The sequence below is a fragment of the Nonomuraea sp. NPDC003804 genome (assembly GCF_040610675.1).
In the GTDB taxonomy this organism is placed as follows: domain Bacteria; phylum Actinomycetota; class Actinomycetes; order Streptosporangiales; family Streptosporangiaceae; genus Nonomuraea.
Genome location: NZ_JBEXMT010000007.1, coordinates 154310 through 181130 on the forward strand (window position 1 = coordinate 154310; position 26821 = coordinate 181130).

The following is a 26821-nucleotide window of genomic DNA, read 5'->3' on the forward strand; positions in this document are numbered from 1 at the left end:
CGTCGGCCGGGAACGCTTAGTCGGTCATCGCCCCTCGCTTGGCCATCTCCTCGAAGACCGCCCGGGCGCCCTTGTCGATGACGTCACTCTCCGGCGACTCCAAGGAGAGGATCTTCCGCGCGAGAAGGGCGGCGCCTCGAAGGTTCTCCTCCACTGCATGCGGTAGCCGCTCGTAGATCTTGCTGATCCGGATGTGGTTCCAGCTGCCCTTCTTGTAGCCCTGCTCCATGTAGGCGAGGAGCAGCCGCCCCACCTCTTCCCCTGGAGTTGCTTCTCGTTCGGGGATGTGGCGCTCACGGAGGGTCTCCTCGACTCTCCTCACCGCCTCTTCTATCCGCGCGATCGCCTCCTGCGCCTCGATGACCTGACGCTTGGTTTCTTCCGCCGCCGTCCGCGTCTCGCGGGAGGCATCGCGGGCCGCCTCGGCGGCGCGCCTGGTCCGGCCCAGCCGGCCCTCCCTGCTCCCTTGCTCCGCCATAGAACCCCTCGCCTGGGTTGATGTGACACATCACCCGGAAGGTACGCAACGGGAGGACCGCCAGCCAGGCACGATTGCCTGCCTGGCTGGAAAGTCAGCCATGGCGCAGGAGGCCATATCGGCAATCTGCGGGCGCTTGGGGAGCTCTCCCGCAGTAGCCGTTCGGCACTTTCCAGAAGCGCACGACTTTGCAGAGAGCTCCCAAGGCCGCACGAAGGCGGCGCGGTTGTGCGGGAAATAAGCTCTCTCCGTCCGCGACGGAGGTAAGGTTTTCCCCGAACACCCAGCGACTGGAGAGCTGATGGAGCTCCGGGACCGGCTGTTCGTCCCGCTCGGGCTGACGGGAACCTCGCTGCCCGCCGCCGACGACCTGTCGCTCCCCATGCCCTCTTCGCACGGCTACATGTACGGCGGAACGGCCTACGCGCTGGTCGACCGGCCCTACCCCGCCGACGTGCAGGCGGCGGCCCGGTCAGGGAAGCTCCGGCCGGTGGACTACACCCATCAGAACCCCTCCTACGCCGCCGCCGCCGGAGGCGTCATCTCCACCGCGGACGACTGGCCACCTGGATCCAGGCCCTGGTGACGGGCAAGGTCCTCAACCCGGCGTTCCAGCGGCAGTGGCTCCACAGCCCGCAAGCCGAGGACCCGGCCGCGCCGGCCGACGGGAAGAAGTACGGGTACGGCATCGCCTACCAGCGCTTCGGTCCGAACGCCTCGATGTACTACCACGGCGGTGAGCTGCCCGGCTTCAATTCCTTCATCGGCCACGACACGGACAACGAGGTCACGCTGGTGATCTGGACGAACCTGACTTTGTCGCCCGGCGGCAGGACCACGGCCCAGGCCCTGCTGCCCACCGTCCTCAACCAGGTCTACGCCGGCCTCTCGCTCCCCACCGGCGTCGACTGGTCGATCCGGGAAGGCGGCGTCTCTTCATGTTCTGGCACGCGGTGTTGACGCACCGGCTCCTGCTCCCGCCCGCGATGGCCTGGTCGCTGACGCGACCGCGGGCAGGAGCGGGTGCCAAGGTGCAGCGCCGCAGACCCGAGGGCTACGGCGTCGCACCACGATCAGCCGGTGTAGGCCGGCCTGGCGACGACGGGCTCCGGGCCCCCCGTCGTCTTGACCACTGGCCGCTGGTCGGCCGGCGCCGGGGCGGGCGAGACGGGCGAGGCAGCCGGCTTCGCGGGTTCGGCCGTGGCCGTGCCCGAGAAGCCTGCGAGGCCCGCGGTCAGCGCCAGGACCGCGCCGATGCCGACGAGCGTGGCTTTGATCTTCATAGGATTCCCCTGTTCATTCGCGTTGGGCCTCAGCCCTGGATGACGACCGGAGTACCGATCGCCAGGTTGTTCGCCATCCAGGTGATGTCGTCGTTGCCGATCCGGACGCAGCCGTGGCTGGCCCGCGTGCCGATGGCGGAGGGCTTGTTCGTCCCGTGGATCGCCAGCTGGCCCGGGCCGCCGGCGAAGCTCTTCAGCACCGGCGAGAAGCCGCTGAGCCCGAAGGCGTAGGCGCCGTACGCCCCGCCCGGGTCGGCGGGCTTCACCAGCTCGGTGAAGAAGTAACGACCTGGAGGTGTCGGTGTGCCCGCTTCGCCCGTCGCGACCCTGCCCGTCCTGACCGGCCTGTCGCCGTCATAGACCGTGAACCTGAACGCCGCGCGATCGATCTCCACCCGGTAGGAGGTCTCCGCAAGCGTCACGTCGGTGGCCTTGATCCAGCCCTTGCTGCCGTTCGGCCGGACCGGCAGCAGCACCTGGAGCCACTCGCCCTCATCGCGTTCCACCAGGAAGACACGCGCCGCGCCGTAGTCGTTGGGACTCGTGATCGTCCTCTGTGCCATCCCCTCCTTGTTCTTGTAGACCGTGATCCGAGATCCCTTGACGGTCGCGATCTTCGAACTGGCGCCGGTCGCCGGCTCGGGCCGTACGGCGCTGCTCGCGGAACCGGCGCCGGCCGCCGGCTCGGGCCGTACAGCGCTGTCCGCGCTGCCCACACAGCCGGCCAGCAGGAAGGCGAGTGTCGCCGCAGCAGCCGTACGAAGCAGGTTGGTTCTCACCTGCCGCAGCCTGGCGACAGAATGTGTGAAACCTGTTTGGTTGTCATGCGAATCCCATGTGCATCCCTGACATGGGCATAGCCTCGGCTCATGTGCGCGTACGTACTGGTCGCCGAGGACGACCCCAAGCAGGCCGAACTGCTCAGGCGGTACCTGGAGCGGGAGGGCCATGAGGTCCACGTCGTGCACGACGGGCGTTCCGCGATCGACGAGGCGCGGCGAGCGGACCCCGACCTCATGGTGCTCGACGTCATGATGCCGAAGGTCGACGGGTTGGACGTCTGCCGGGCGTTGCGTGCCGAGTCCGACCTGCCGATCCTGATGCTGACCGCCAGGTCCACCGAGGATGACCTGCTGTTGGGGCTCGATCTCGGTGCTGACGACTATGTCGCCAAGCCGTACAGCCCGCGTGAGCTGATGGCCCGCGTGCGGACCCTGCTGCGCCGTACCGGGAAGTCCAAGGGCACCGATCGGCGGGTGTTCCAGGCGGGCGATCTCCTCGTGGACCCGGTCAGGCACACCGTCACCGCGGCGGACACGGTGGTGGACTGCACGCTCGCGGAGTTCCGGATCATCGAGACGCTGGCCGCCGAGCCGGAGCGGGTGTTCACCAGGAAGCAGTTGCTGGAGCGCATCCACGGGTTCGACAGGTTCATCACCGAGCGCACGGTCGACGTGCACGTGATGAACCTGCGCAAGAAGATCGAGCCTGATCCGCGCCGCCCGGTCCGGCTGCTGACCGTGTACGGCGTCGGCTACAAACTGACCCACGCATGAGGTCGTTGTTCGTCAGATTGCTCACGAGTTCGGCTGTCGTGGCGGTCTGCTCGATCTCGGCGACCGCGTGGCTGGCTGCCAGCAGCACCTCCGGCGCCATCCAGCGCGAGCAGGGCCAGACGCTGGCCAGCGACGCCCGGATCAACAACAGCCTGCTCGGCTACGCGTCCCGCCACTCGAACTGGTCGGATGTCGCCCCCACCCTGCGCGACCTCGCTACCCAGAACAGCCGCCGCATCGCGCTGGCCGCCGAGAGCGGCACCCTCATCGCGGACTCGGCGACCGCCGGGACCCCACTGCCCGCCAAGGTGTCGGCCGTCGTCGACCCGCTGGCCGTGGACGTGACCCTGGTGCCGGGAGCGGCCAGGGACCGTATCGATCCACGCGCGGTGGGCCCTTTCCTGCTGTCCGCCCGCGACCGCGCGCGGCTGAGGAAGGCCGCCGACGCCTACGCCGCCTGTACGGCCCGCACCGGGCAGGCCGTACAGGTGACCGTCTCGAACACCGGCAGACCCCTCGTCACGCCCCTCAACCAGGGGGTCGGTCAGCAGTCGAGACCGGTGCAAAGTCCGATGCCGATGCCGATGCCGATGCCGGTGCCGACTGCGGCCCCCGTCGTGATGAGCGGCTGCGACGCCACCACCTTCAGCACGCCGACACGCACCGAGAAGGCCGCGTTGAAACAACTCAACCTCCTGGTCAGCAGGTGCCTCAAGGGCAAGGGCGCGGGAAGAGGGTCGGTCGGTCTCGACTTCGCCTGGGTGTCCAAGGAAAGACAGCCGATGCCGCCGGCCGCCGAACCCGATCAGGTGATCTCCTCCTGCATCGTCACGGGCCGCAAGGAACAACTCGATCCCTACGTCGCCCCCGCGGCGTACCTGTACATCGGCTCCCCCGTCGAGGCCACCGGCCGGCTCATACCGCTGCCCTCGATCGCCGGCGCCGCTCTCCTCGTGCTCGTGCTGACCGTGGGCGTGAGCGTCATGGCGGCCAGGCGCCTGGTCAGGCCCGTCAACGCGCTCACTCACGCCGCGCAGCGGATGCGCGACGGGGACAGCTCCGCCCGCGTCACGGTCAGGACCACCGGCGAGATCAGCGAGCTCGCCACGGCGTTCAACGAGATGTCGGAACACCTCCAGCGCATGGAGGAGCAGCGCAAGGCCATGGTCAGCGACGTCTCCCACGAGCTGCGCACACCGCTGAGCAACCTCAGGGGCTGGCTGGAGGCCGCCCAGGACGGCGTCGCCGAGTTGGACCCCGCGCTGATCGCCTCGCTGGTCGAGGAGATCCTGCTGCTGCAGCACATCGTCGACGACCTTCAGGAGCTCGCCCTCGCCGACGCGGGCAAGCTCCGCCTGCACGTCGAACCCGTCCATCTCGGCGACCTCCTCGACCAGGTAAGCATCGCCCACCGAGGCCGCGCCGAAGCCGCAGGGCTCACGCTGACCACCGTGGTCACCGACGACCCCTCGCTGACCGCGGATCCGGTACGGCTCCGCCAGGCCATCGGCAACCTGGTGACCAACTCCCTGCGCTACACGCCACGCGGCGGGCACATCACGCTGGGCGCTCACCAGGATGGCGACCAGGTCGTCGTGGAGGTGACCGACACAGGGATCGGGATCCGCGCCGAGTACCTCCCGCACGTCTTCGACCGGTTCTGGCGGGCGGAGAAGTCGCGCAACCGCCAGACCGGCGGTAGCGGGCTCGGGCTCGCCATCGTGCGCAACCTGGCCGAGGCGCACGGCGGCACAGCCACGGTCGCCAGCGTGCCAGGTGTCCGCACCACGTTCACCCTGCGTCTTCCGTCATAGCGGCCCGCCGTACCACCAGGAGCACGTTGGCGGTGCCGGCCGAGGATCAGGTCCGTGATCCTGACGGACCCGGCCACATAGTCGCGGGCCTCGCGGCCACGAAGCGCTTCAGCACCCAGCGCAGATCACGGGCGCACGTGCTCAGGACGCGCCGCTGCTCCGCATCGCTCTCACCCCGCCGGGAGCCGACGTACGAGGTCACGATGCCTGCTCGGGGCTAGCACGAAGTCCGGGAAGACCTCTCTCCCATGCTCGGGTACGGCTGGCCGACGTGCCGCGCCCACAGCGCCGAGACCTCGTTGAAGATCTCCAGGTTCACTCACCCGCAGGCGCGACGCCCACCGGACAAGCGTGGCGGCACAGCTCTTCCCAACCCCGGACAGCCTCGCTGGTACCGAACCGAACATCCCATTCGCCATCTGGGGGCGGCACCGTAACCCGGTCTCCGCGCTTCGGGCTCACGCGGAGACCTGGACCGGCCCGAAATCACCGCTCGTGGCCTTACGAGCCTCGGCGTAGTGAGCAGGATCTGCCTTGATCCTGGCGGTGGCCCGCCAGCCCGCTATGACCTCTTGGGTAGTGGTATCGACATCCAGCTCGGCCGCATCCGAGAGAGCCTCGACCAATTCCAGCGTGAAGGCACGCAGCTCGGTCGAAGACAGATGGCGAACCCAAGGAAAGACCTCTGGCATGGCAATGACCAGGGCACGCGCGGTGGGATCATGCTTGATCAACGCAAGGAACAAACGAGACGCGGTGGCCAGCGTCCGTTCGCGCTCTTCTTCGCGATCCGCTGCAGTCAGGTAGAAGTCTGGAGCGTCTCGGTGCGTGACACGCACCCGTCCAAGGCGTGCCGCACGTTCGGCGACTGCTCGCGGATTTCTCGACAGATCAGAGAAGGTCACTGCGTCGGCATGGCTGGCACTCACGCCAGCAGTGTATGTCAGAACATGTTCTGATGTGCGCTGTCGATTCTGAAGCTTAGGCTGCGCTCCTCTGAGCCGCATAGAAGTCTTGACGTACATGGAGCTGTTGCACGCCGCCGAGCGATCGTCGGGCGAACCTGATGACGCGTCATGAAGACGCCTCATGCCTCGCCGGAGGCGACTCGCGCTCGGTCACTCATAAGTACCCTCAGACCGCGACCACCTTCACGGTTTTCCCGCACAGCTTGCTCAGGTCGCCCTCATCAGACGTGAATACGACGACCGGCCTCACCGAGCGCAGCGCGGTAGCCGCCACCACCGCGTCTATGGCGTACTTGTGACCGTGCAGGCGGGCGCCTCGGAGAAGCTCGATCGCCCGTGATGCGATGTCCTCGGTCACAGGCTCGATCTTCAGGCGAGACAGGTACCACCGCAGGCGATCGCTCTTGATACGAACGTCTTGCGCCTCGATCGGTGTCATCGCGCTGACCACAACCCGGAAGTCGTTGTCCTGCGCCTCCCGCACAAGCGCGGTCACCCGCTGGTCAGCCTCGCACCACTTGGCGAGCCCTTCGCAGTCGAGAACCACGGTTCCCGCACTCAGCCTGCTTCGTGCGCGCGCCATCCGTCCTCCCGGAGTTCAGGCGCCGATTTGACCTGGCGGAACAGCTCCGCCGCTTCGTCACGCATCGACTGCGGGATCGGCCCGGAAGCCTCGTTCGCCTGGAGCGCCTCCTCCAGAAGATCCCGCTCGATCTGGCGTTCCACAGCGGCGTCAACGTAGGCGGAGAACCCGCGGGCTCCAACTCGCTCTCGGACGGCGCGAATGTTGCCAGCTCTCAGGGAGACGCTGACCTTCGCCGCCGGCCCGTCCCCGGGGGCGAACTCTCGCTCAGGCATGCCCATGAGACCAGTTTACTACCCGAAGTAGCAAAGAGGCTGATCTTTCGCTCTACGCAGACGCCGACCGCTATACGTGCCTAGGCACCGCCAGAGGTCAGACCGACCGGGCAGGCTACGCCCGTGCCGTCGATGCCGCAGTAGCCGCCGGGACTCTTCTCCCAATACTGCTGGTGGTAGCGCCTTAGTTCAGGCATCAAATGCCTCCCACTCGGATGCTGACGACGGGGACCGCCCCCTGGACGGCTCCGGCGTGTCCCGTGGTGTAAGACTGAAGCGGACGGCACTCTTGACAGTGCCTCCGTGGAGGTTGCAGCGACATCTGGGCACTTCGTTCCACCCTCCCCCTCCTGACCGAGAGGCCGGGCCGCTGATCGGCAGATCAGCCACTACAGATGCGGCAGATCCGCCAAGAGATGTACGGCAAATCTGCCATCAGAGCATGTCGGTGCGGAGTATTCTCCGCACCGTGGACACGGATGAACTCACGCTCTTCCCTCGTCGCGCCGAGGCCATGGCGATGGAAGCCCTCACCGACACCCGTGTAGTGGTGATCAATGGCGCCCGGCAGGTCGGCAAGAGCACTCTGGCCCAGGCGATCGTGCGTCAGACGGCAGGAGCCGGCGAGATCTACCTGGATCAGGCAGCCGTACGCGCGGCGGCGAGACAGGATCCCGATGGCGTCGTGCATCATGACGGACTTCTTCTCATCGATGAGATCCAGCGCGTACCGGATCTCCTTCTCTCCATAAAGCGGGAAGTAGACGCCGATCCACGGCCAGGGCGCTTCTTGCTGACAGGATCCGCCCGGCTTCTGGGCCTCCGGGACTTGCCGGACGCGCTTCCCGGCAGATCCGAGACAATCGAACTCTGGCCGCTCTCCCAGGGAGAGATCGAACGGAGCGACGACGGCTTCGTGGACGAGGCATTCCGGCAAGGTCCTGATCTCAAGGTCGCGGCTGCCGGACTTCGTCGTCCCGACTACCTGCATCGCGCGCTGCGCGGAGGCTATCCGGAGGCCGTCCACCGCCCGTCCCATCGCAGAAGAGCCCGTTTCTTCGAGTCCTACATCTCCGATCTGATCAACCGAGACGTCAAGCAGATGTCCGATATCGAGCGACCCGCCGATATGCGGCGTCTGCTCAACATCCTCGCCGGACGGATGGGCGGCTTGACTGTGATCGACAACATCAGCCGCGATCTCGGGCTACCTCGAAACACCGTGAAGCGCTATATCGACCTGCTCGACCTGGTGTATGTCATCAGACGGATTCCGGCCTGGTCTTCCAACGCGACCACACGCGCGATCGCGACGCCCAAACTACTGCTGGTCGACTCTGGACTTGGCGCCCATCTGGCAGGCCTGACCCCGTCCCGGGTGTCCGACATAACGGCACCCGTGGGTCCGCTGATCGAGAACTTCGCCCTCGGCGAGCTGGCCCGCCAGCTCACGTGGTCCGAGGAGCCTGTACAGCTCTATCACTACCGAGATCGAGATGGGGTCGAAGTCGACGGCATACTCGAACGAGCCTCTGGCGAGATCATCGGCATCGAAGTCAAGGCCACCGAAACCGTACGCGCCGATGACTTCAGAGGCTTGCAACATCTGGCCCGCAAACTGGGCGACCGGCTCATTGCCGGGTACGTCCTGTACGCGGGCCAGGAAACGCTTCCATTCGGGGACCGCATGCGCGCTCTTCCACTATCCGCATTGTGGACCGCGTCTTCCACGACCTGATGGACGGGCTCATGTGTCCCCGAACGCGGCCGCCCTGGCGGCACGGCCCGCGCCCGACAGGTCAAGCTTCGCCGGAGGTCAGACCGACGGGGCAGGACACGCCGGTGCCACCGATCCCGCAGTACCCGTTGGGCATTTTAAAGAGATATTGCTGGTGATACTCCTCGGCGTAGTAGAACTCGCCGGCCGGGGCGATCTCGGTCGTGATGTCGCCGTAGCCCGCCGACCTCAGCACCTGCTGGTAGGCGTCCCGGGACGCCAGCGCCGCCTTCTCCTGCTCGGGCGAATGGAAGTACGCCGCCGACCGGTACTGCGTGCCCATGTCGTTGCCCTGGCGCATGCCCTGGGTGGGGTCGTGCGCTTCCCAGAACACCTTGAGCAGGTCGGCGTACGACACCTTCGCGGGGTCGTACCAGACCCTCACGACCTCGGCATGTCCGGTGAGGCCGGAACACACCTCCTCGTACGTGGGGTTGGGGGTGTAGCCGCCCTGGTACCCGACTGCCGTGGAGATCACGCCCGGGGTCTGCCAGAACTTCCGCTCGGCGCCCCAGAAGCAGCCGAGCCCGAAGTCCGCGATCTCGCCCTGCGCGCCGACGAGCGGAGCGTCGAGGACGGCGTGGCGGGCGGGGACGGGTATCGGTGTCGAACGTCCGGGTAGGGCGTCCGAGGGGTTCACCATCGATGTCTTGTGCGAGCCGAACAGCCAGCCCATCTTGTACCTCCTCCTCCATCAACCCTATGTCCAAACACTTAAGAGTCCCTACATCATCCCAGATAGCAATACGCATTTGTATTTAATGGAGTAAGGGGCGAAGATGGGTTACATGCCTGACCAACGCCGTGGTGTGCTCTATGGTGTCGCCGCCTACTCCCTGTGGGGCCTCTTCCCGCTCTACTGGCCGCTGCTGAAGCCGTCCGGACCGATCGAGATCCTGGCGCACCGCATGGCGTGGTCGCTGGTGGCGGTGGTGGCGATCCTGGCCGTACGCAGGCACTGGTCGTGGTTCAGGCACCTGGAGCCGAGGCAGTTCGGGCTGCTGGGGCTGGCGGCGTTGCTCATCACGGCCAACTGGGGCACCTACATCTACGGCGTCAACTCGGGCCACGTGGTGGAGTCGGCGCTCGGCTACTTCATCAACCCGCTGGTGAGCGTGCTGTTCGGAGTGATCCTGCTGAAGGAGCGGCTGCGGCCGCTGCAGTGGGCGGCGGTGGGGTTCGGCGCGCTGGCGGTCCTCGTGCTGGCCCTGGACTACGGCCGGCTGCCGTGGATCGCGCTCACGCTCGCGGTCAGCTTCGGCATCTACGGCCTGGTGAAGAAGAAGGCGAACGTCGGCGCCGCGGAGAGCCTCACGGTCGAGACGCTGGTGCTGCTGGGGCCGGCGCTGGCCTACCTGGTGTACCTGGAGCAGTCGGGCGGCGCGACGTTCGGTGACCACGGGCCGTGGCACGCGCTGCTGCTGGCGGGCGGCGGCCTGGTGACGGCGGTGCCGCTGCTGTTCTTCACGGCCAGCGCGATCAGGGTGCCGCTGACCACGATCGGGCTGCTGCAGTACATCGCGCCGATCCTGCAGTTCCTGGTGGGCGTGCTCATCGCGAAGGAGACGATGCCCGCCAGCCGGTGGGCGGGCTTCGCGATCGTGTGGCTGGCGCTGGTGATCTTCACCTACGACAGCCTCAGGGCGGCGCGGCGGTCCCGCCGCGCGGAACCCGAACCCGTTCTCTCCGGTACGGCAAGCCGGTCCGGCGCCCCCGCCGATCACCGCTGACCGCCCGGCGCGAGCGCCCCGCCCAGCAGGACTTCGGCCCCCGCCGTCACGGCGCCCCCTGAAACCCCGCCCAGCAGGACCGTCCCCAGGGTGGCCCGAGCGGACCCTCAGCCCGACCGCTCCACCACGTAGTCGCACAGCGCCAGAAACGCCGCCCGCGCCGGGATGTCCGGCAGCGCCTCCAGGTCGGCCCGCGCCCTGTTCACCCACGTCTCCAGCTCTTGCCGGGCCCGCGCCATCCCCTGGTCGGCCCGCAGCAGCCGCAGGGCCTCGGCGACGTCCTCCTCGGCCACCGGCCCCTGGAGCAGTTCCCGCAGCCGCGCCGACGGCGACGACTCCAGCGCGTAGAGGACGGGCAGCGTCCTGATCCCTTCGCGCAGGTCCGTGCCGGGCGTCTTGCCGGACTCGGCGGACTCGGACGCCACGTCCAGCAGGTCGTCGCCGAGCTGCCAGGCCACGCCGATGGCCTCGCACGCGCTGGACAGCCGTTCGACCACGTCGGTGGGGGCGCCGGACAGCAGGCCGCCGAAGCGTCCCGAGGTGGCGATGAGGGAGCCGGTCTTGTCGGCCAGCACCCTGATGTAGTGGTGGATCGGGTCGACGCCCTCGGCGGGCCCGATCGTCTCGCGGATCTGCCCGCGCACCAGGCGGGAGAACGTCTGCGCCTGGATCTTGATCGCCTCGGCGCCGAGGTCGGCGAGGATCTCCGACGCCTGCGCGAACAGGTAGTCGCCGGTGAGGATGGCCACCGTGTTGTCCCAGCGGGCGTTGGCGGAGGGAGAGCCACGGCGGACGGGGGCCTCGTCCATGACGTCGTCGTGGTACAGCGTGGCCAGGTGGGTGAGTTCGATCACCACCGCGGCGGGCACGACGCCCGGCGCGGAGGGATCGCCGAACTGCGCGGCCAGCAGCACCATCATCGTGCGGAAACGCTTGCCGCCGGCCTCGATGAGGTGCTTGGACGCCTCCGTGACGAAGGCGTCCTCGCTCTCGACCGACGTGCGCAGTAGTTTCTCGACGGAGGCGAGACCGCTGGCAAGGTCTTGCGCCAACCGCTCATCGTCGATGGGAAGATCAACAACCGGTGGCGCAGACATATATTCCCCTTAGCGGATGAACAAGGCAGATGCAGCCTTGTCAGCGAGATCCAGGACAGGCTGCGGGAAAACCCCCAGCACTACCGTAACCGCTGCCGCGAGAGTGATAACAGCCGCGGTGGCCGCAGAGGGCACCGCGATGGTCGGGCCGTCGGCGGCGGGCTCGCTGAAGAACATCAGCACGATCACGCGGACGTAGAAGAACGCGGCGATCGCGGAGGTGACCACACCGACGATGACCAGCGGCGTCGCGCCGTTGGCCACCGCGGCGGCGAAGACCGCGTACTTACCGAAGAACCCGCTGGTGAGCGGGATGCCGGCGAAGGCCAGCAGGAAGAACGCGAACACGCCCGCCAGCATCGGCGACCGCTTGCCCAGACCCGCCCAGCGCGACAGGTGGTTGGCCTCGCCGCCCGCGTCGCGCACCATCGTGACGACGGCGAACGCGCCGACCGTCGTGATGCCGTAGACGAGCAGGTAGAACATGATCGCCGACAGGGTGTCGGCGTTGCCCTGCGCCTGCGTGCTGGTCGCGATCACACCGATGAGCAGGAAGCCCGCGTGCGCGATCGAGGAGTAGGCCAGCATGCGCTTGATGTCCGTCTGGGTGATCGCGAGGATCGCGCCGACGATCATCGTGAGAATGGCCACACCCCACAGGACCGGACGCCAGTCCCAGTCGAGGTTGCCCAGAGCCACCCAGAAGACCCTCAGGACCGCGCCGAAGGCCGCGACGAGCGTGCCGGAGGCCATGAGCGCGGTGACGGGGGTCGGGGCGCCCTGGTAGACGTCAGGCTTCCACGCCTGGAAGGGCGCGGCGCCGATCTTGAACATCAGGCCGACGCCGAGGAGCGCCAGACCGATGAGGAGCACCGTGTCCAGGCCGCCCACCTTGCCGAGCGCCTCGCTGATCTTGACCAGGTCGACCGAGCCGGCGAAGCCGTACACGAAGGCCATGCCGTACAGGAAGAAGGCCGAGGAGAACGCGCCGAGCAGGAAGTACTTCATCGACGCCTCCTGCGACAGCAGGCGGCGACGGCGCGCCAGGCCACACAGCAGGTACAGCGGCAGCGACATGACCTCGAGGCCGACGAACATCACCAGCAGGTCGTTCGCGGACGAGAACAGCAGCATGCCGCCCACCGCGAACAGGATCAGCGGGTAGATCTCGGTGTGCGCGCCACCGGTGATCTCCGCCTCCTCCTCGGCCGCGCTGCCGGGTACGGCGGCCGCCGAGGCCACGAAGGTGTCGTCGTCGAGCACCAGCAGCGTGCTGACGAAGGCCAGGACGAGGATGACGCCCCAGAAGAACAGGGCGGGACCGTCGACCGCGACGGCGCCCATGGCCGCGGGCGCGGTCGGCAGTCCGCTCATCACCTGGAAGACGACCAGGACGAAGGCCCCGGCCATGCTGAGCAGCGTCACCGGCACTTGGATCGACTTGCGCAGGTAGCGAGGCGCGAACGCCTCCACCAGCACGCCGATGACCGCCGCGCCGAAGATCACCAGCATCGGCGCCAGCAGGCCGTACTCGATCGTCGGCGCTTGGATGGTGCCGTTCACTGTCCGGCCCCCTTCTCGGCAATCGCCGGGGTGAACTTCTCCACCTGGACGTTGGACAGGGTGTGGTCCACCGCCGGGTTGATCACGTCAAGCAACGGCTTGGGGAAGAAGCCCAGTCCGATGATCAGAGCGATCAGCGGGGCGACCACCCACAGCTCGCGGCCGTTGAGGTCCTTGAACTCCTTGACCGGCTCGGCCGTCGGCCCGCCCGCGACCCGCTGGTACATCCACAGGATGTAGATGGCCGCCAGGATGACGCCGGTCGCCGAGATGATCGCGGGGACCAGGTAGCGCTCGTAGGTGCCGATCAGCACCATGAACTCGCTGACGAAGGACGACAGGCCGGGCAGCGACAGACCGGACAGGCCCGCGATCAGGAACACGCCGGCCAGCTTCGGCGTGACCTTCTGCACGCCGCCGTAGTCCTCGATGTACGGCGAGCCCCGCCGCGCGATGAGGAACCCGGCGATCAGGAACAGCGCGCCGGTCGAGAAGCCGTGGTTGACCATGTAGAGCGTGGCCCCGGCGCCCGCGTTCGCCGTCATCGCGAACACGCCGAGGGCGATGAAGCCGAAGTGCGAGATCGAGGTGTAGGCGATCAGGCGCTTCATGTTCGTCTGGCCGATGGCCACGATGGCGCCGTAGATGATGCCGACCACCGACAGCACGATCACCAGCGGGGTGAAGAACTTCGACGCGTCCGGGAACAGCTCCAGGCAGAAGCGGAGCATGCCGTACGTGCCGACCTTGTCCAGGACGCCGACCAGGAGCACCGCCGCGCCGGCCGGAGCCTGCGCCGCCGCGTCGGGCAGCCACGTGTGGAACGGCCACAGCGGCGCCTTCACCGCGAAGGCGAAGAAGAAGCCGGCGAACAGCCACTTCTGCGTGGTCGGGTCCTGGATGGCCCCGATCAGCTCGGGGAACAGGAAGGTGTTCTTGCCCGCGATGACGTAGAGGCCGATGACCGCGACCAGCATGAGCAGGCCGCCGAACAGCGAGTAGAGCAGGAACTTGACGGCCGCGTAGGACCGCTGCGCGCCGCCGTACGACCCGATCATGAAGTACATCGGGATCAGCATGGCTTCGAAGAAGACGTAGAACAGGAAGATGTCGGTCGCCGCGAAGACGCCGATCATCATGGCCTCGAGCACCAGCAGGAGCGCGAAGTACGTCTTCACCGAGTACTTGGCGTGCGGGGCGTCGGCGTCGTTCCAGGAGGCCAGCACCACGATCGGCACCAGCACCGCCGACAGCGCGATCAGCACCAGCGCGATGCCGTCGACACCGACGCCGTAGTGCACGCCGAAGCGCGGGATCCAGTCGTAGGTCTCGACGAACTGGAAGCGCGGGCCCTTCGGGCTGAACTGCGCCGCCATCGCGATGGTGAGCCCCAGCACGACGACGGAGACGGCCAGCGCGAGCTGCTTGGCCAGCTTGCCGCTGCCCTTCGGCGTGAGGGCCACCAGGACAGCGCCCACCACGGGCACTGCCATCAGGATCGTAAGCCAGGGCATCACAGGTTCCCTACAAGGAGCAGAGCGCCGGCCAGGACCGCGGCGCCGAAGAGGATGGACAGCGCGTACGTCCGCGCGAAGCCCGTCTGGAGCCGGCGCATCCGGCCGGAGGTGCCGCCGACGGCCGCCGCCAGCCCGTTGACCAGGCCGTCGATGCCGCGGTTGTCGAAGAACACCGCGATGCGGGTGAGCCACTGTCCCGGACGCATGAGCAGTGTCTCGTTGAGTGCGTCGCCGTAGAGGTCACGCCTGGCGAAGGTGGTGAGGAACGAGCCGCGCGGGGCCGTCTCGGGGACCGGCGCCTTGCCGTACTTCATCCAGGCGAACCCGGCGCCGACCGCCACCAGGGCGAGCGTGGCGAGACCCGCGACGCTGTTCCAGTGGAAGGTGGGCAGCTCCTCCGGACGGCCGACGGCCGGGGCGAGGAAGAGCATCAGCCGGTTGCTCAGCACCAGGTAGCCACCGAGGAAGATCGAGCCGATCGACAGGATGACCAGCGGGATCGTCATGACCTTGGGCGACTCGTGCGGGTGCGCGTCGTCGGCCCAGCGCTTCTCGCCGAAGAAGGTCATGAAGACCATCCGCGACATGTAGAAGCCGGTGATGCCGGCGCCGATCACGGCCAGCCAGCCGAGGATCTGGTTGTGCTCCATCGCGGTCTCGATGATGCCGTCCTTGGTGAAGTAGCCGGACAGCAGCGGGAAACCGATGATCGCCAGGTAGCCGACGAAGAACGTCGCGAAGGTCAGCGGCATGTACTTGCGCAGGCCGCCGTACTTCCTCATGTCGACCTCGTCGTTCATGCCGTGCATGACCGATCCGGCGCCGAGGAACAGGTCGGCCTTGAAGAAGCCGTGCGTGATCAGGTGGCCGATCGCGAAGGCGTAGCCGGCCGGGCCAAGGCCCGCGCCGAGCATCATGTAGCCGATCTGCGACATCGTCGAACCGGCCAGGCCCTTCTTGATGTCGTCCTTCGCGCAACCGATGATGGCACCGGCCAGCAGCGTGGCCACGCCGACGATGGTGACGACCAACTGCGCGGTGGGCGCGGCCTCGAAGACGAAGCCGGAACGGACCACCAGGTAGACGCCGGCGGTGACCATGGTCGCGGCGTGGATGAGGGCCGAGACCGGGGTCGGGCCCTCCATCGCGTCGAGAAGCCAGGACTGCAGCGGCAGCTGGGCCGACTTGCCGCAGGCGCCGAGCAGGAGCAGCAGGCCGATGGCGGTGAGCGTGCCCTCCGAGGCCTGGCCGACCTTGGCGGAGATGTCGCTGAAGGCCAGCGAGCCGAACGTCGTCCACATCGTGAACATCGCGATCAGCAGGCCGAAGTCACCGACGCGGTTGACGATGAACGCCTTCTTGGCCGCGACCGCCGCCGTCGGCTTGAACTGCCAGAAGCCGATCAGCAGGTAGGAGGCGAGACCGACGCCCTCCCAGCCGATGAACAGGCCGACGTAGTTGGCCGACAGCACCAGCAGCAGCATCGCCGCGACGAACAGGTTCAGGTAGGAGAAGAACCTGCGCCGGTCGGGATCGTGCGACATGTAGCCGATCGAGTAGATGTGGATCAGCGAACCCACACCCGTGATCAGCAGACAGAAACTGATCGACAGCGGGTCGATCAGCAGGCTGATGTCCGCCATTCCGGGAATGAAGTCGTACAGGTGGACGCTGTAACGACCACCATCGAGCTCCATGAAGGCGAGCACCGCGACGACGAACGAACCGAGCGACATCAGGACGCCCAGGTAGTGCCCCCAGGCGTTGGTACGGCGGCCGCCGAGCAACAGGATCGCCGCGCCCAAGAGGGGCAGTGCGATCATCAGCCATGAGGCCCCGATCACTCCACCGGAGTGCGGGATGATCTCTGCCGGTTCCACTGTCACCTCTTAGTACTTCAGCAGGTTGGCATCGTCCACGGACGCCGACCTGCGGGTTCGGAAGATCGTCACGATGATCGCCAGACCGATCACGACCTCGGCCGCGGCCACGACCATCACGAAGAAGGCGATGATCTGGCCGTCCAGGTTGCCGTGCATGCGGGCGAAGGTGACGAACGCGAGGTTGCAGGCGTTGAGCATGAGCTCGACGCACATGAAGACCACGATCGCGTTGCGCCTGATCAGCACGCCGAGCGCGCCGATCGCGAAGAGCAGTGCGGAGAGGACCAGGTACTCGGTGGTCACTTGGTCACCTCACCCAGGTGCTCGGAGTCCGTCGCAGAATCCTCTGTCACGGGTTCCTCCTCGACCGCGTGCTTGATGGCCTGGGCGAGCTTGGGGTCGTCGGGCAGATGGTCGTGCTCGACGTCCCAGCGCGCGATGTGCCGGTTGACCGACAGTTCGGCGACCGAGCCGTCGGGCAGCAGCGCGGGCATGTCGATGGCGTTGTTCCTGGCGTAGGTGCCGGGCGCGGGCAGCGGCGACGGGTCGCCGGTGGCGAACCTGGCGCGCGCCAGGTCCTTCTGCGACGGCTTCGGCTCGGCCCTCTCGCGGTGCGCCAGCACCATCGCGCCGAGCGCGGCGGTGATGAGCAGCGCGGAGGTGATCTCGAAGGCGAAGACGTGGCGGGTGAACACCAGCCTGGCCAGCGCCGGTACGTTGCCGCCCGCCTGCTCCGTGGCGGCGGCCAGACCCGCGGGCTCGGGGACGAACAGCGCGTTCCCGATCGCGAGGATCACCAGGACGGCGAAGCCGACACCGGCGAGGCCCGCCCAGAAGCGCTGTCCCTTGAGCGTCTCCACCAGGGAGTCGGCCGAGTCGACGCCCACCAGCATGAGCACGAACAGGAAGAGCATCATGATCGCGCCGGTGTAGACGATGATCTGCACCGCGGCCAGGAAGGGCGCCTCCTGCACGGCGTAGAGCACCGCGAGGCAGAGCATCACACCGCCCAGCAGGAGCGCCGAGTAGACCGCCTTGCGGCTGAAGATCATTCCGAGTGCGGCGCCGACGGAGACGACGGCCAGCACCCAGAACGTGATGGTCTCACCCATTCTCGCGCCCCAAGCGGTAGTAGTCCTCTTCGGTCTCGCCGAGCCGCATGGGGTGCGGAGGCTGCTCCATGCCCGCGGTGAGCGGAGCGAGCAGCATCTCCTTGGTGTAGATGAGGCTCTCCCGGTCGGAGTCGGCGAGCTCGTACTCGTTGGTCATCGTCAGCGCCCTGGTCGGGCACGCCTCGATGCACAGGCCGCACAGGATGCACCGCAGATAGTTGATCTGGTAGGTGCGCCCGTAACGCTCACCCGGCGAGTAGCGCTCCTCCTCGGTGTTGTCGCCGCCCTCGACGTAGATCGCGTCGGCGGGACACGCCCAGGCGCACAGCTCGCAGCCGACGCACTTCTCCAGCCCGTCGGGCCAGCGGTTCAGCTGGTGACGACCGTGGAAGCGAGGAGCCGTCGGCTTCTTCACCTCCGGGTAGTTCGTCGTGACCGGCTTCTTGAACATCGTGTGAAAGGTCACGCCGAACCCCTTCACGGGGTTCAGCCAATCAGTTGCTCCCACTGGGAACCTCCTTGCGCCCCACCCCGTGGTAGTGCGGCAGGTCAAGCGGCGGCACAGGGAAGCCGCCGGCGGTCGGCTCGTTGGCGAGCTGCTCGAACTCAGCCGCCACCTTGGCCTTCTCCGCCTCCTTGCGGCGCTGGTTCACGGTGTCGAAGCGGAACCAGATGGCGAAGGCTCCGACGACCACGATCGCCCCGATGACGTACACGAAGGTCAGGTCGACGTTGGGGGTCCTGAGCAGCTTGACGGTGGCCACGAGCATGATCCACGCCAGGTTGAGCGGGATCAGCACCTTCCAGCCCAGCGCCATCAGCTGGTCGTAACGGACGCGGGGCAGCGAGGCGCGGACCCACACGACGAACGAGAAGACCAGGACGAACTTGATGAAGAACCACAGGAACGGCCAGTAGCCGGTGTTCGCGTCGTCCCAGAGCGAGATCGGCCACGGCGCCCGCCATCCGCCGAGGAACAGCGTGATCGCCATCGCCGAGGCGGTGAAGGTGTGCAGGTACTCGCCCATCATGATCAGGGCGAACTTCAGCGACGAGGAGTACTCGGTCTGGAAGCCGCCCACCAGCTCGCCCTCGCCCTCGGGCAGGTCGAACGGGATACGGGCGGCCTCACCGAAGGCGCACACCACGTAGATCAGGAAGGAGGGCAGCAGCAGGATCACGTACCACGAGGGCATCGGGATCTCGAGCCCGAACAGCTGCAGCGTGCCGCCCGACGCCTGCGCCGCGACGATCTCCGAGGTCGACAGCGTGCCGGCGAACAGGAACACCGCCACGAACGACAGGCCCATCGCGATCTCGTAGGAGACCACCTGGGCCGCCGACCGCAGACCACCGAGCAGCGCGTACGGCGAGCGGGACGACCAGCCCGCCAGCACCACGCCGTAGACCGACACCGCACCCATCGCCAGCATGAACAGCACCGCGACCGGCAGGTCGACCAGCTGCAGCGGCGTCTGGACGCCGAACATGTTCACGATCGGCCCGAACGGCACGATGGAGAAGGCCAGGAAGGCCGGGACCACCATGATGACCGGAGCCAGCAGGTAGAGCACCTTGTCCACCGTGTTGGGGAAGATGTCTTCCTTCAGGCCCATCTTCACGCCGTCGGCGACCGACTGGAGCAGACCGAACTTGCCGGCCCGGTTGGGGCCGTAGCGGTTCTGCATGCGGGAGATCAGCTTGCGCTCGTACCAGACGCCGAACAGGATGCCCACCATCAGGAAGGCGAAGACGCCGACCGCCTTGATGATGGTGATCCAGAGCGGATCCTTGCCGAAGTCGGCGAGGGTCGGATCCGTCGCGAGGACTGTCACGCTCATGAGGCGCTCCCGATCTTGACGATGTCGCCGGCCAGCGCGCCCAGGTCGCGCCTGACCGAGCAGCCCGGGGAGTTCGTCGGCACCCAGACCACCCGGTCGGGCAGGTCCACGACGCGCACCGGCAGGGACACCGTCTCACCCACTACGATCTTGCCGCCGTCGGCCACGCCGATCTCGGCCGCGGTGCTCTCCGAGAGCAGCGCCTCGACCGGGCGGGCGGTGCCCGCCAGGTACGGCTCGCCGTCCTGGTGGCGGCCGGCGTCGAGCAGCTGGTGCCAGGTGGCCAGCACGGCCTCGCCCGCCTGGGGCGCCGGCTGGGCCGTCGCGGCGGCGTTCGGCGCGCCGACCCTGGTGCCGCGCCAGGCGCCGAGGCCGCTGAGCTCCTTGCGGGCGGCGGCGGCGTCGGGCAGGCCCAGGTGCACGTCCATGTGGTCGGCGATGGCCGACAGCACGTTGAGGTCGCTCATGATGCCGGGGACCTTCAGCGCCCGCTCGAACGAGCGGCCGCGGCCCTCCCAGTTCACGAACGTACCGGCCTTCTCGGCGACGGCGGCGACCGGCAGGACCACGTCGGCCCGGTCGGTGACCGCGCTGGCGCGCACCTCGAGGCTGACGATGAACGGCGTGTTCTCCAGGGCGGCCAGCGCCGCCTCGGCGTCGGCCAGGTCGCGCGGGTCGACGCCGGCGACGAGCAGCGCGTCGACCTCCTCGTTCAGCGCGGCGGCCAGGATCGCGTCGGTGCCGCGGCCCGGCGTGGCGGGCAGGGAGGTGACGTTCCACGCCCTGGCCACCTCGGCCCTGGCGCTCTCGTCCTCGACCGGGCGGCCGATCGGGAGCAGGTTCGGCAGCGCGCCCGCCTCGATGGCGCCGCGCTCCCCGGCCCTGCGCGGGATCCAGGCCAGCCTGGCGCCGGAGGCGGCGCTGAGCCGTACCAGGGCCGACAGCGCGCCCGGGACGGTGGCCAGCCGCTCGCCGGCCAGGATGATCGTGCCCTCGGCCACGGAGCCGAGCTCGTCGAGCGCGTCGGCCTCGCCGCCCGGCAGCGTCCTGATGAGCGTGCCGCCCATCTTGGCCAGGCCCTCGGTCGCGAACGGCGCGATCGAGGTGACCTTCAGGCCCTTCTTGCGCCAGGCCTTGCGCAGGCGCAGGAAGACGATCGGCGACTCCTCGTCGGGCTCGAACCCGACCAGCAGGACGGCGGGCGCCTGCTCCAGGTCGGTGTAGGAGATCTCGATGCCCTTGCCGGCGACCGCGTGCGCGAGGAACTGCGCCTCCTCCGCGCTGTGCGGCCTGGCCCGGAAGTCGACGTCGTTGGTGCCGAGCGCGACGCGGGCGAACTTGGCGTAGGCGTAGGCGTCCTCGACGGTCACGCGACCGCCGACCAGCACGCCCGCCTTGCCGCGCGCCTTGGCCAGACCCGCGGCGGCCACCGCGAGGGCCTCCGGCCACGAGGCGGGAACCAGCAGGCCCTCCTCGTTACGGACCAGCGGGGTCCTGAGCCGGTCGGGCTGCGTCGCGTAGGTGAAGGCGAAGCGGCCCTTGTCGCAGTTCCACTCCTCGTTGACCTGCATGTCCAGGCCGGCCAGACGGCGGGTGACCTTGCCGCGGCGGTGGTCGGTGCGCAGCGCGCACCCGGAGGCGCAGTGCTCGCAGGCGCTCGGCGAGGAGACCAGGTCGAACGGCCTGGCGCGGAAGCGGTAGGCACCGCTGGTCAGCGCGCCGACCGGGCAGATCTGGATGGTGTTGCCGGAGAAGTAGGAGTCGAACGGCTTGCCGTCGGCGACGCCCACCTGCTCCTTGGCGCCACGCTCGAAGAACTCGATGAGCGGGTCGCCCGCGATCTCGTCGGAGAAGCGGATGCAGCGCTTGCACTGCACGCAGCGCTCCCTGTCGAGCAGCACCTGCGCCGACAGCGGCAGCGGCTTGGGGAAGGTGCGCTTGTGCTCGTGGAAGCGCGACTCGCCCTGGCCGTTGGACATCGCCTGGTTCTGCAGGGGGCACTCGCCGCCCTTGTCGCAGACCGGGCAGTCCAGCGGGTGGTTCATGAGCAGCAGCTCCATCGCGCCGCGCTGCGCCTTCTCGGCGACCGGCGAGGTGAGCTGGGTCTGCACGACCATGCCCTCGGCGACCTCGATCGCGCACGACGGCTGCGGCTTGGGGAAGCCGCGGCCGTTGCCCGCGTCGGGGATGTCGACCAGGCACTGGCGGCAGTTGGCCGCCGGGTCGAGCAACGGGTGGTCGCAGAACCTGGGGATCTGGATGCCCAGCAGTTCGGCGGCCCTGATGATGAGCGTGCCCTTGGGCACGGTGACCTGGAAGCCGTCGATCGTGAGGGTGACGACTGAGGTCTCGACTGCGGTAGTGGTCACTTGTCACCCCACACGGTGGACTTCTTGTGGTCGAACGGGCAGCCGCCGACCTCGAAGTGCTTGAGGTACTCGTCGCGGAAGTACTTCACCGACGAGTGGATCGGGCTGGTCGCGCCGTCGCCCAGGGCGCAGAAGGAACGGCCCAGGATGTTGTCGGCGATGTCGGTGATCAGCGCGAGGTCGTCCTCGGTGCCCTGGCCGGCCTCCAGGCGCCTGAGCACCTGCTTGAGCCAGTAGGTGCCCTCGCGGCACGGCGTGCACTTGCCGCACGACTCGTGGGCGTAGAACTCGGTCCAGCGCAGCACGGTGCGGACCACGCAGGTGGTCTCGTCGAAGATCTGCAGCGCGCGGGTGCCGAGCATCGAGCCCTTGGCGCCGACCGCCTCGAAGTCGAGGGGGACGTCGAGGTGCTCGTCGGTGAAGATCGGCGTGGAGGAGCCGCCCGGGGTCCAGAACTTGATCTGGTGCCCCTCGCGGATGCCGCCCGCCATGTCGAGCAGCTCGCGCAGCGTGATGCCGAGCGGCGCCTCGTACTGGCCCGGACGGGTGACGTGGCCGCTCAGCGAGAAGATGCCGAAGCCCTTGGACTTCTCGGTGCCCATCGCGGCGAACCAGTCGGCGCCGTTCGCGATGATGCTGGGAACACTGGCCACAGACTCCACGTTGTTCACAACAGTGGGCGAAGCGTACAGGCCCGCCACGGCAGGGAACGGAGGCTTGAGACGCGGTTGACCCCGGTAACCCTCGAGCGAGTCGAGCAGTGCCGTCTCCTCGCCGCAGATGTAGGCGCCGGCGCCGCTGTGCACGACCAGCTCCAGGTCGTAGCCCGAGCCGAAGATGTCCTTGCCGAGGTAGCCCTTCTCGTACGCCTCGCGCACGGCCGCGTGCAGCCTGCGGATCACGTGCAGCACCTCACCGCGCACGTAGATGAAGGCGTGGCTGGCGCGGATGGCGTAGGAGGTGATGATGACGCCCTCGACCAGCGAGTGCGGGTTGGCCATCATCAGCGGGATGTCCTTGCAGGTGCCCGGCTCCGACTCGTCGGCGTTGACGACGAGGTAGTGCGGCTTGCCGTCGCCCTGCGGGATGAAGCCCCACTTCATGCCGGTGGGGAAGCCGGCGCCGCCGCGGCCGCGCAGACCGGAGTCCTTGACGGCCTGGATGACCGCGTCGGGGTCCATGCCGAGCGCCTTCTTCGCCGCGTCGTAGGGGCCGTAGCCCTGCAGCGTGAAGGAGTTGGGCTGGTCCCAGTTGGCGGTCAGGACCGGGGTGAGTGTCGTGCTCATGCCTCGGGAGCCTTCCATCCGTTGGCCTTGGCGACCTTCAGGCCCTCCAGCGAGGGGCCGGCCGCCGACGGGCCGTCACCGGCCAGGTCGTCGGGCAGCCCGGAGAGCACCCGCGAGGCCTCCTTGAAGGTGCACAGGCGCTTCGGGCCGCGCGTCGGCGAGACGCTCTTGCCGTCGCGCAGGTCGTCGACGAGCTGCTTGGCCGACTCGGGCGTCTGGTTGTCGAAGAACTCCCAGTTGACCATCATCACCGGGGCGAAGTCGCAGGCCGCGTTGCACTCGAGGCGCTCCAGCGAGACCTTGCCGTCGGCGGTCGTCTCGTCGTGGCCGACGCCGACGTGCTCCGACAGCTCCTCCCAGATCTGGTCGCCGCCCATGACGGCGCACAGCGAGTTGATGCACACGCCGACGTGGTAGTCGCCCATCGGCTTGCGCTTGTACATCGTGTAGAACGTCGCCACACCCACGACCTCGGCCTTGCTCAGGCCGAGCATCTCCGCGCAGAACTCCTGGCCGTCGTCGGAGACGTAACCGTCCTCCGACTGCACCAGGTGGAGCAGCGGCAGCAGCGCCGAGCGCGACTTCGGATAACGCCCGATGATCTCCTTGGCGTCCCTCTCGAGACGCTCCCGGACTTCCGGCGAGTAACTCATGCGTCCTCCTTCGTCGGACCCATGAGTTGCACTGCTGTGTCCATTGTTCGGTCGCTGCGCTCCCTCACCTGTCAACACCTCCCATGACCGGGTCGATGGATGCCACGGCCGCGATCACGTCAGCGACCTGGCCACCCTCGCAGGTTGCCGGTACGGCCTGCAGGTTCGTGAAGGACGGCTCGCGGAAGTGGACGCGGTACGGCCGGGTGCCGCCGTCGCTGACCACGTGCGCGCCGAGCTCGCCGCGGGGGGACTCCACCGAGGCGTAGGCCTGGCCCGCCGGGACCCTGAAGCCCTCGGTGACCAGCTTGAAGTGGTGGATCAGCGCCTCCATGGAGCTGCCCATGATGTGCGCGATGTGGTCGGGCGAGTTGCCGAAGCCGTCGGGGCCGAGCGCCAGCTGGGCAGGCCAGCCGATCTTCTTGTCCTCGATCATGACCGGCTTGTTCTTCAGCGGTCCCGCGATGCGGTCGAGAGCCTGCTCAATGATCTTGAGCGACTCCTCCATCTCCGTCATGCGGACCAGGTAGCGGCCGAAGACGTCGCAGCTCTGCTCGGTGGCGACCTCGAACTCGTAGGTCTCGTACCCGCAGTACGGCTGCGACTTGCGCAGGTCCCACGGCAGGCCGGCGGCCCTGAGCATCGGACCGGTGACGCCGAGCGCCATGCAGCCGGTCAGGTCGAGGTAGGCCACGTCCTTGGTGCGGCGGGTGTAGACCGGGTTCTCGTCGAGCAGCTTGCGGATGTCCTTGATGCGCTTGGGCATCTCCTTCAGGAACTCGCCGATCTTGTCGACGGTGCCCGCGGGCAGGTCGACGCTCACGCCGCCCGGCCTGACGTAGGCCATGTTCATGCGCAGACCCGTGATGTACTCGAACAGGTCCATGACCATCTCGCGGTCGCGGTAGCCGAAGAGGAACGGCGTGGTCGCGCCCAGCTCCATGCCGAACGTGCCCATCGCGACCAGGTGCGAGGAGATGCGGTTGAGCTCCATCATCATCACGCGGATGGCCTGCGCCCGCTCGGGGATGCGGTCCTCGATGCCGAGGAGCTTCTCCACGCCCAGGCAGTACGCCGTCTCGTTGAACAGCGGCGCGAGATAGTCCATGCGCGTGACGAACGTGGTCCCCTGGGTCCACGTCCGGAACTCCATGTTCTTCTCGATGCCGGTGTGCAGGTAGCCGATGCCGGTACGGGCCTCGGTGACCGTCTCACCGTCGAGGGTCAGGATGAGCCTGAGCACGCCGTGCGTGGACGGGTGCTGCGGGCCCATGTTGACGACCAGGCGCTCCTCCTCGGAGTCGCGCACCGCGCCGACGACGTCGTCCCAGTCGGCACCGTTGACCGAGTAGACCGTGCCCTCGGTCGCCTCGTCATAACCAGTACTCACGCGTAGTCCTCGCTTCGCTCGTCGACGCTCCGCTCGCTGTGCTCGCTCACGCGTACGACCTCCTGTTGTCCGGCGAGGGGATCTCGGCGCCGCGGTACTCGACGGGGATGCCGCCCAGCGGGTAGTCCTTCCGCTGCGGGTGACCGTCCCAGTCGTCCGGCATCATGATCCGGGTCAGCGCGGGGTGGCCGTCGAAGACGATCCCGAAGAAGTCGTAGGTCTCGCGCTCGTGCCAGTTGTGCGTCGGGTAGACGCTGACCGTCGAGGGGATGTGCGGGTCGGAGTCCGGCGCGCTCGCCTCGACGCGGACACGCCTGTTGTGGGTGATGGAGCACAGGTGGATGACCGCGTGCAGCTCCTCGCCCACGAGGTGCGGGTAGTGGACGCCGCTCACGCCCAGGCTGAGCTCGAAGCGCAGCTCGGGCTCGTCGCGCAGGCGCAGGCACACCTCGACCAGCTTCTCGCGCTTGACGTGGAGGGTCAGCTCGCCGCGGTCGACGACGACCCGCTCGATGGCGTCGTCGACGACCGACTCGAGCTTGTCGACGAGCTCGTCGAAGTAACCGCCGTAGGGGCGGGAGGTCGACAGGCGGGGGGCCCGCCGTACGACGAGGCCGCCGTAGCCGGAGGTGTCACCGGTGCCGGTGGCGCCGAACATGCCGTGGCGAGCCACCGGCTCCTCGGGCAGGTTGGCGGGCACCTCGGGGAGGTTCTCGCTCACTTGGCGGCCTCCTGGTCGATCAGCGGCAGCGTACGGAGCGCCCGCAGTTCGAGCTCGTCGATCTGCTTGGCGCGGTGCGCGCCGAACTTCATGTTCTGGATCTTGTCGTGCAGCTTCACGATCGCGTCGATGAGCATCTCCGGCCGCGGCGGGCAGCCGGGCAGGTAGATGTCGACGGGGACGACGTGGTCGACGCCCTGCACGATGGCGTAGTTGTTGAACATGCCGCCGCTGGAGGCGCACACGCCCATGGCGATGACCCACTTGGGCTCGGCCATCTGGTCGTAGATCTGCCGGAGCACCGGCGCCATCTTCTGCGACACGCGGCCCGCGACGATCATCAGGTCGGCCTGCCGGGGAGACGCCGAAGCGCGCTCCATGCCGAAGCGCGCCAGGTCGTAGTGCGATGCACCGGTTGCCATCAGTTCGATCGCGCAACAGGCGAGACCGAACGTGGCCGGCCACACCGAGTTCTTCCTGGCCCATCCGGCGGCCGCCTCGACCGTGCTGAGGATGAACCCGCTGGGGAGTTTCTCTTCAAGTCCCATTTTCAGTCCCAGTCCAGACCCTTGCGGCGCCACACGTAGGCGTAGGCCACCAGCACGGTGACGATGAACAACACCATCTCGACCAGCCCGAAGACGCCGAGCATGTCGAACGACACGGCCCACGGGTAGAGGAAGATGATCTCGATGTCGAACACGATGAAGAGCATCGCGGTGATCATGTATTTCAGCGGGAAGCGTCCGCCACCGACGGGCTGGGGCGTCGGCTCGATGCCGCATTCATAGGCGTCAAGCTTGGCGCGGTTCCAGCGCTTGGGACCGGTGAACGGGGCGATCGCGACCGAGAAGAGCGCGAACCCTCCCGCGAGAACGGCGAGCACCAGGACGGGCACGTAAAGATCCATCGCTACGCCTCCTCT

Annotated in this window: 28 protein-coding genes; 6 read left to right on the forward strand and 22 right to left on the reverse strand. The window is 67.8% G+C overall.

Going from position 1 to position 26821, the window contains the following annotated elements; translation table 11 throughout:
* Nucleotides 1-16: 16 nt before the first annotated feature.
* Nucleotides 17-478 (reverse strand): hypothetical protein, encoded by a 462-nt coding sequence (locus tag ABZX22_RS11905; RefSeq protein ID WP_354907729.1) that lies wholly within the window; start codon nucleotides 476-478, stop codon nucleotides 17-19.
* 301 nt (nucleotides 479-779) lie between these two features.
* Here ABZX22_RS11905 and ABZX22_RS11910 point away from each other — a divergent pair, with 301 nt between their 5' ends.
* Both ABZX22_RS11910 and ABZX22_RS11915 read left to right on the forward strand, forming a co-directional pair.
* A complete protein-coding gene (locus tag ABZX22_RS11910) occupies nucleotides 780-1064 on the forward strand; it encodes a hypothetical protein (protein ID WP_354907730.1) in 285 nt (94 codons plus the stop codon).
* Nucleotides 1061-1438: a serine hydrolase gene (locus ABZX22_RS11915; RefSeq protein WP_354907732.1), complete on the forward strand. Its 378-nt coding sequence runs from the start codon at nucleotides 1061-1063 to the stop codon at nucleotides 1436-1438. Before ABZX22_RS11910 ends, ABZX22_RS11915 begins: the two co-directional genes overlap by 4 nt.
* A gap of 113 nt (nucleotides 1439-1551) precedes the next feature.
* Here the strand turns inward: ABZX22_RS11915 and ABZX22_RS11920 are convergent, their stop codons facing one another.
* Together ABZX22_RS11920 and ABZX22_RS11925 are read right to left on the reverse strand one after the other, a co-directional pair.
* Nucleotides 1552-1761 carry a hypothetical protein gene (locus tag ABZX22_RS11920; protein WP_354907734.1) on the reverse strand — a complete coding sequence of 70 codons (210 nt, stop codon included), beginning with the start codon at nucleotides 1759-1761 and terminating at the stop codon, nucleotides 1552-1554.
* Between the two features lie 29 nt (nucleotides 1762-1790).
* Nucleotides 1791-2540 (reverse strand): L,D-transpeptidase, encoded by a 750-nt coding sequence (locus ABZX22_RS11925; protein WP_354907735.1) that lies wholly within the window; start codon nucleotides 2538-2540, stop codon nucleotides 1791-1793.
* Between the two features lie 90 nt (nucleotides 2541-2630).
* On the opposite strand from ABZX22_RS11925, the gene ABZX22_RS11930 reads away from it, so the two are divergent.
* Nucleotides 2631-3317 carry a response regulator transcription factor gene (locus ABZX22_RS11930; protein ID WP_354907737.1) on the forward strand — a complete coding sequence of 229 codons (687 nt, stop codon included), beginning with the start codon at nucleotides 2631-2633 and terminating at the stop codon, nucleotides 3315-3317.
* Nucleotides 3314-5131 carry an ATP-binding protein gene (locus ABZX22_RS11935; RefSeq protein WP_354907739.1) on the forward strand — a complete coding sequence of 606 codons (1818 nt, stop codon included), beginning with the start codon at nucleotides 3314-3316 and terminating at the stop codon, nucleotides 5129-5131. Before ABZX22_RS11930 ends, ABZX22_RS11935 begins: the two co-directional genes overlap by 4 nt.
* A 458-nt stretch (nucleotides 5132-5589) precedes the next feature.
* Here ABZX22_RS11935 and ABZX22_RS11940 read toward each other — a convergent pair whose 3' ends face one another.
* From ABZX22_RS11940 to ABZX22_RS11950, 3 genes are all read right to left on the reverse strand, one after another.
* Complete coding sequence (locus ABZX22_RS11940) at nucleotides 5590-6060, reverse strand: hypothetical protein (RefSeq protein WP_354907740.1); 471 nt, start codon at nucleotides 6058-6060, stop codon at nucleotides 5590-5592.
* A 205-nt stretch (nucleotides 6061-6265) separates the two neighbouring features.
* On the reverse strand, nucleotides 6266-6646 hold the full coding sequence (locus ABZX22_RS11945; RefSeq protein WP_354907742.1) for a PIN domain-containing protein: 381 nt from the start codon (nucleotides 6644-6646) through the stop codon (nucleotides 6266-6268).
* Nucleotides 6647-6657: 11 nt separating this feature from the next.
* On the reverse strand, nucleotides 6658-6825 hold the full coding sequence (locus ABZX22_RS11950) for a hypothetical protein (protein WP_354907744.1): 168 nt from the start codon (nucleotides 6823-6825) through the stop codon (nucleotides 6658-6660).
* A gap of 601 nt (nucleotides 6826-7426) precedes the next feature.
* Between ABZX22_RS11950 and ABZX22_RS11955 the strand changes: the two genes are divergently transcribed.
* Nucleotides 7427-8695, forward strand: coding sequence for an ATP-binding protein (locus ABZX22_RS11955; RefSeq protein ID WP_354907745.1), 1269 nt, complete (start codon nucleotides 7427-7429; stop codon nucleotides 8693-8695).
* A gap of 61 nt (nucleotides 8696-8756) precedes the next feature.
* Here ABZX22_RS11955 and msrA read toward each other — a convergent pair whose 3' ends face one another.
* Nucleotides 8757-9410 carry a peptide-methionine (S)-S-oxide reductase MsrA gene (gene msrA, locus ABZX22_RS11960; protein ID WP_354907747.1) on the reverse strand — a complete coding sequence of 218 codons (654 nt, stop codon included), beginning with the start codon at nucleotides 9408-9410 and terminating at the stop codon, nucleotides 8757-8759.
* Nucleotides 9411-9522: 112 nt separating this feature from the next.
* Between msrA and rarD the strand changes: the two genes are divergently transcribed.
* Nucleotides 9523-10464, forward strand: a complete 942-nt coding sequence (gene rarD, locus ABZX22_RS11965; protein ID WP_354907749.1) for an EamA family transporter RarD — start codon at nucleotides 9523-9525, stop codon at nucleotides 10462-10464.
* Nucleotides 10465-10571: 107 nt separating this feature from the next.
* Here the strand turns inward: rarD and ABZX22_RS11970 are convergent, their stop codons facing one another.
* The 15 genes from ABZX22_RS11970 to ABZX22_RS12040 all read right to left on the reverse strand — a co-directional run bounded on the left by ABZX22_RS11970 (nucleotide 10572) and on the right by ABZX22_RS12040 (nucleotide 26806).
* Entirely contained in the window at nucleotides 10572-11561 is a 990-nt protein-coding gene (locus tag ABZX22_RS11970; RefSeq protein WP_354907750.1) for a polyprenyl synthetase family protein, read from the reverse strand.
* A 9-nt stretch (nucleotides 11562-11570) separates the two neighbouring features.
* Nucleotides 11571-13124 carry an NADH-quinone oxidoreductase subunit NuoN gene (nuoN, locus tag ABZX22_RS11975; protein WP_354907752.1) on the reverse strand — a complete coding sequence of 518 codons (1554 nt, stop codon included), beginning with the start codon at nucleotides 13122-13124 and terminating at the stop codon, nucleotides 11571-11573.
* The gene (locus ABZX22_RS11980) at nucleotides 13121-14638 is read right to left on the reverse strand and encodes an NADH-quinone oxidoreductase subunit M (RefSeq protein WP_354907754.1); all 1518 of its coding nucleotides are present in this window, start codon (nucleotides 14636-14638) and stop codon (nucleotides 13121-13123) included. Before ABZX22_RS11980 ends, nuoN begins: the two co-directional genes overlap by 4 nt.
* A complete protein-coding gene (gene nuoL, locus ABZX22_RS11985; protein ID WP_354907953.1) occupies nucleotides 14638-16464 on the reverse strand; it encodes an NADH-quinone oxidoreductase subunit L in 1827 nt (608 codons plus the stop codon). Before nuoL ends, ABZX22_RS11980 begins: the two co-directional genes overlap by 1 nt.
* A gap of 66 nt (nucleotides 16465-16530) precedes the next feature.
* A complete protein-coding gene (gene nuoK / locus ABZX22_RS11990; RefSeq protein ID WP_183652029.1) occupies nucleotides 16531-16827 on the reverse strand; it encodes an NADH-quinone oxidoreductase subunit NuoK in 297 nt (98 codons plus the stop codon).
* Nucleotides 16824-17636 carry an NADH-quinone oxidoreductase subunit J gene (locus tag ABZX22_RS11995; RefSeq protein ID WP_354907755.1) on the reverse strand — a complete coding sequence of 271 codons (813 nt, stop codon included), beginning with the start codon at nucleotides 17634-17636 and terminating at the stop codon, nucleotides 16824-16826. The genes nuoK and ABZX22_RS11995 overlap by 4 nt, the downstream gene beginning before the upstream one ends.
* Nucleotides 17629-18144, reverse strand: a complete 516-nt coding sequence (gene nuoI / locus ABZX22_RS12000; protein ID WP_354907757.1) for an NADH-quinone oxidoreductase subunit NuoI — start codon at nucleotides 18142-18144, stop codon at nucleotides 17629-17631. The genes ABZX22_RS11995 and nuoI overlap by 8 nt, the downstream gene beginning before the upstream one ends.
* Nucleotides 18131-19477 (reverse strand): NADH-quinone oxidoreductase subunit NuoH, encoded by a 1347-nt coding sequence (nuoH, locus tag ABZX22_RS12005; RefSeq protein WP_354907758.1) that lies wholly within the window; start codon nucleotides 19475-19477, stop codon nucleotides 18131-18133. The genes nuoI and nuoH overlap by 14 nt, the downstream gene beginning before the upstream one ends.
* Nucleotides 19474-21846: an NADH-quinone oxidoreductase subunit G gene (locus ABZX22_RS12010; RefSeq protein ID WP_354907760.1), complete on the reverse strand. Its 2373-nt coding sequence runs from the start codon at nucleotides 21844-21846 to the stop codon at nucleotides 19474-19476. The genes nuoH and ABZX22_RS12010 overlap by 4 nt, the downstream gene beginning before the upstream one ends.
* Nucleotides 21843-23132 (reverse strand): NADH-quinone oxidoreductase subunit NuoF, encoded by a 1290-nt coding sequence (gene nuoF / locus ABZX22_RS12015; protein WP_354907761.1) that lies wholly within the window; start codon nucleotides 23130-23132, stop codon nucleotides 21843-21845. The genes ABZX22_RS12010 and nuoF overlap by 4 nt, the downstream gene beginning before the upstream one ends.
* Complete coding sequence (nuoE, locus tag ABZX22_RS12020) at nucleotides 23129-23785, reverse strand: NADH-quinone oxidoreductase subunit NuoE (protein ID WP_354907763.1); 657 nt, start codon at nucleotides 23783-23785, stop codon at nucleotides 23129-23131. Before nuoE ends, nuoF begins: the two co-directional genes overlap by 4 nt.
* Nucleotides 23786-23849: 64 nt before the next feature.
* Complete coding sequence (locus ABZX22_RS12025) at nucleotides 23850-25175, reverse strand: NADH-quinone oxidoreductase subunit D (RefSeq protein WP_354907765.1); 1326 nt, start codon at nucleotides 25173-25175, stop codon at nucleotides 23850-23852.
* 46 nt (nucleotides 25176-25221) lie between these two features.
* Nucleotides 25222-25896, reverse strand: coding sequence for an NADH-quinone oxidoreductase subunit C (locus ABZX22_RS12030; protein ID WP_354907766.1), 675 nt, complete (start codon nucleotides 25894-25896; stop codon nucleotides 25222-25224).
* Nucleotides 25893-26444: an NADH-quinone oxidoreductase subunit B family protein gene (locus ABZX22_RS12035; protein WP_354907767.1), complete on the reverse strand. Its 552-nt coding sequence runs from the start codon at nucleotides 26442-26444 to the stop codon at nucleotides 25893-25895. The genes ABZX22_RS12030 and ABZX22_RS12035 overlap by 4 nt, the downstream gene beginning before the upstream one ends.
* Before the next feature lie 2 nt (nucleotides 26445-26446).
* Nucleotides 26447-26806 (reverse strand): NADH-quinone oxidoreductase subunit A, encoded by a 360-nt coding sequence (locus tag ABZX22_RS12040; RefSeq protein ID WP_354907769.1) that lies wholly within the window; start codon nucleotides 26804-26806, stop codon nucleotides 26447-26449.
* Nucleotides 26807-26821 lie beyond the last annotated feature (15 nt).

What these genes read in the sequence shown, in the direction of transcription:
- ABZX22_RS11905 (WP_354907729.1), bottom strand. Translation starts at nt 478, where the DNA reads ATGGCGGAGCAAGGGAGCAGGGAGGGCCGGCTGGGCCGGACCAGGCGC.
- ABZX22_RS11910 (WP_354907730.1), top strand. Translation starts at nt 780, where the DNA reads ATGGAGCTCCGGGACCGGCTGTTCGTCCCGCTCGGGCTGACGGGAACC.
- ABZX22_RS11920 (WP_354907734.1), bottom strand. Translation starts at nt 1,761, where the DNA reads ATGAAGATCAAAGCCACGCTCGTCGGCATCGGCGCGGTCCTGGCGCTG.
- ABZX22_RS11930 (WP_354907737.1), top strand. Translation starts at nt 2,631, where the DNA reads ATGTGCGCGTACGTACTGGTCGCCGAGGACGACCCCAAGCAGGCCGAA.
- ABZX22_RS11935 (WP_354907739.1), top strand. Translation starts at nt 3,314, where the DNA reads ATGAGGTCGTTGTTCGTCAGATTGCTCACGAGTTCGGCTGTCGTGGCG.
- msrA (WP_354907747.1), bottom strand. Translation starts at nt 9,410, where the DNA reads ATGGGCTGGCTGTTCGGCTCGCACAAGACATCGATGGTGAACCCCTCG.
- rarD (WP_354907749.1), top strand. Translation starts at nt 9,523, where the DNA reads ATGCCTGACCAACGCCGTGGTGTGCTCTATGGTGTCGCCGCCTACTCC.
- ABZX22_RS11970 (WP_354907750.1), bottom strand. Translation starts at nt 11,561, where the DNA reads ATGTCTGCGCCACCGGTTGTTGATCTTCCCATCGACGATGAGCGGTTG.
- ABZX22_RS11980 (WP_354907754.1), bottom strand. Translation starts at nt 14,638, where the DNA reads ATGCCCTGGCTTACGATCCTGATGGCAGTGCCCGTGGTGGGCGCTGTC.
- nuoL (WP_354907953.1), bottom strand. Translation starts at nt 16,464, where the DNA reads ATGATCGCACTGCCCCTCTTGGGCGCGGCGATCCTGTTGCTCGGCGGC.
- ABZX22_RS11995 (WP_354907755.1), bottom strand. Translation starts at nt 17,636, where the DNA reads ATGGGTGAGACCATCACGTTCTGGGTGCTGGCCGTCGTCTCCGTCGGC.
- nuoH (WP_354907758.1), bottom strand. Translation starts at nt 19,477, where the DNA reads ATGAGCGTGACAGTCCTCGCGACGGATCCGACCCTCGCCGACTTCGGC.
- nuoF (WP_354907761.1), bottom strand. Translation starts at nt 23,132, where the DNA reads ATGAGCACGACACTCACCCCGGTCCTGACCGCCAACTGGGACCAGCCC.
- nuoE (WP_354907763.1), bottom strand. Translation starts at nt 23,785, where the DNA reads ATGAGTTACTCGCCGGAAGTCCGGGAGCGTCTCGAGAGGGACGCCAAG.
- ABZX22_RS12035 (WP_354907767.1), bottom strand. Translation starts at nt 26,444, where the DNA reads ATGGGACTTGAAGAGAAACTCCCCAGCGGGTTCATCCTCAGCACGGTC.
- ABZX22_RS12040 (WP_354907769.1), bottom strand. Translation starts at nt 26,806, where the DNA reads ATGGATCTTTACGTGCCCGTCCTGGTGCTCGCCGTTCTCGCGGGAGGG.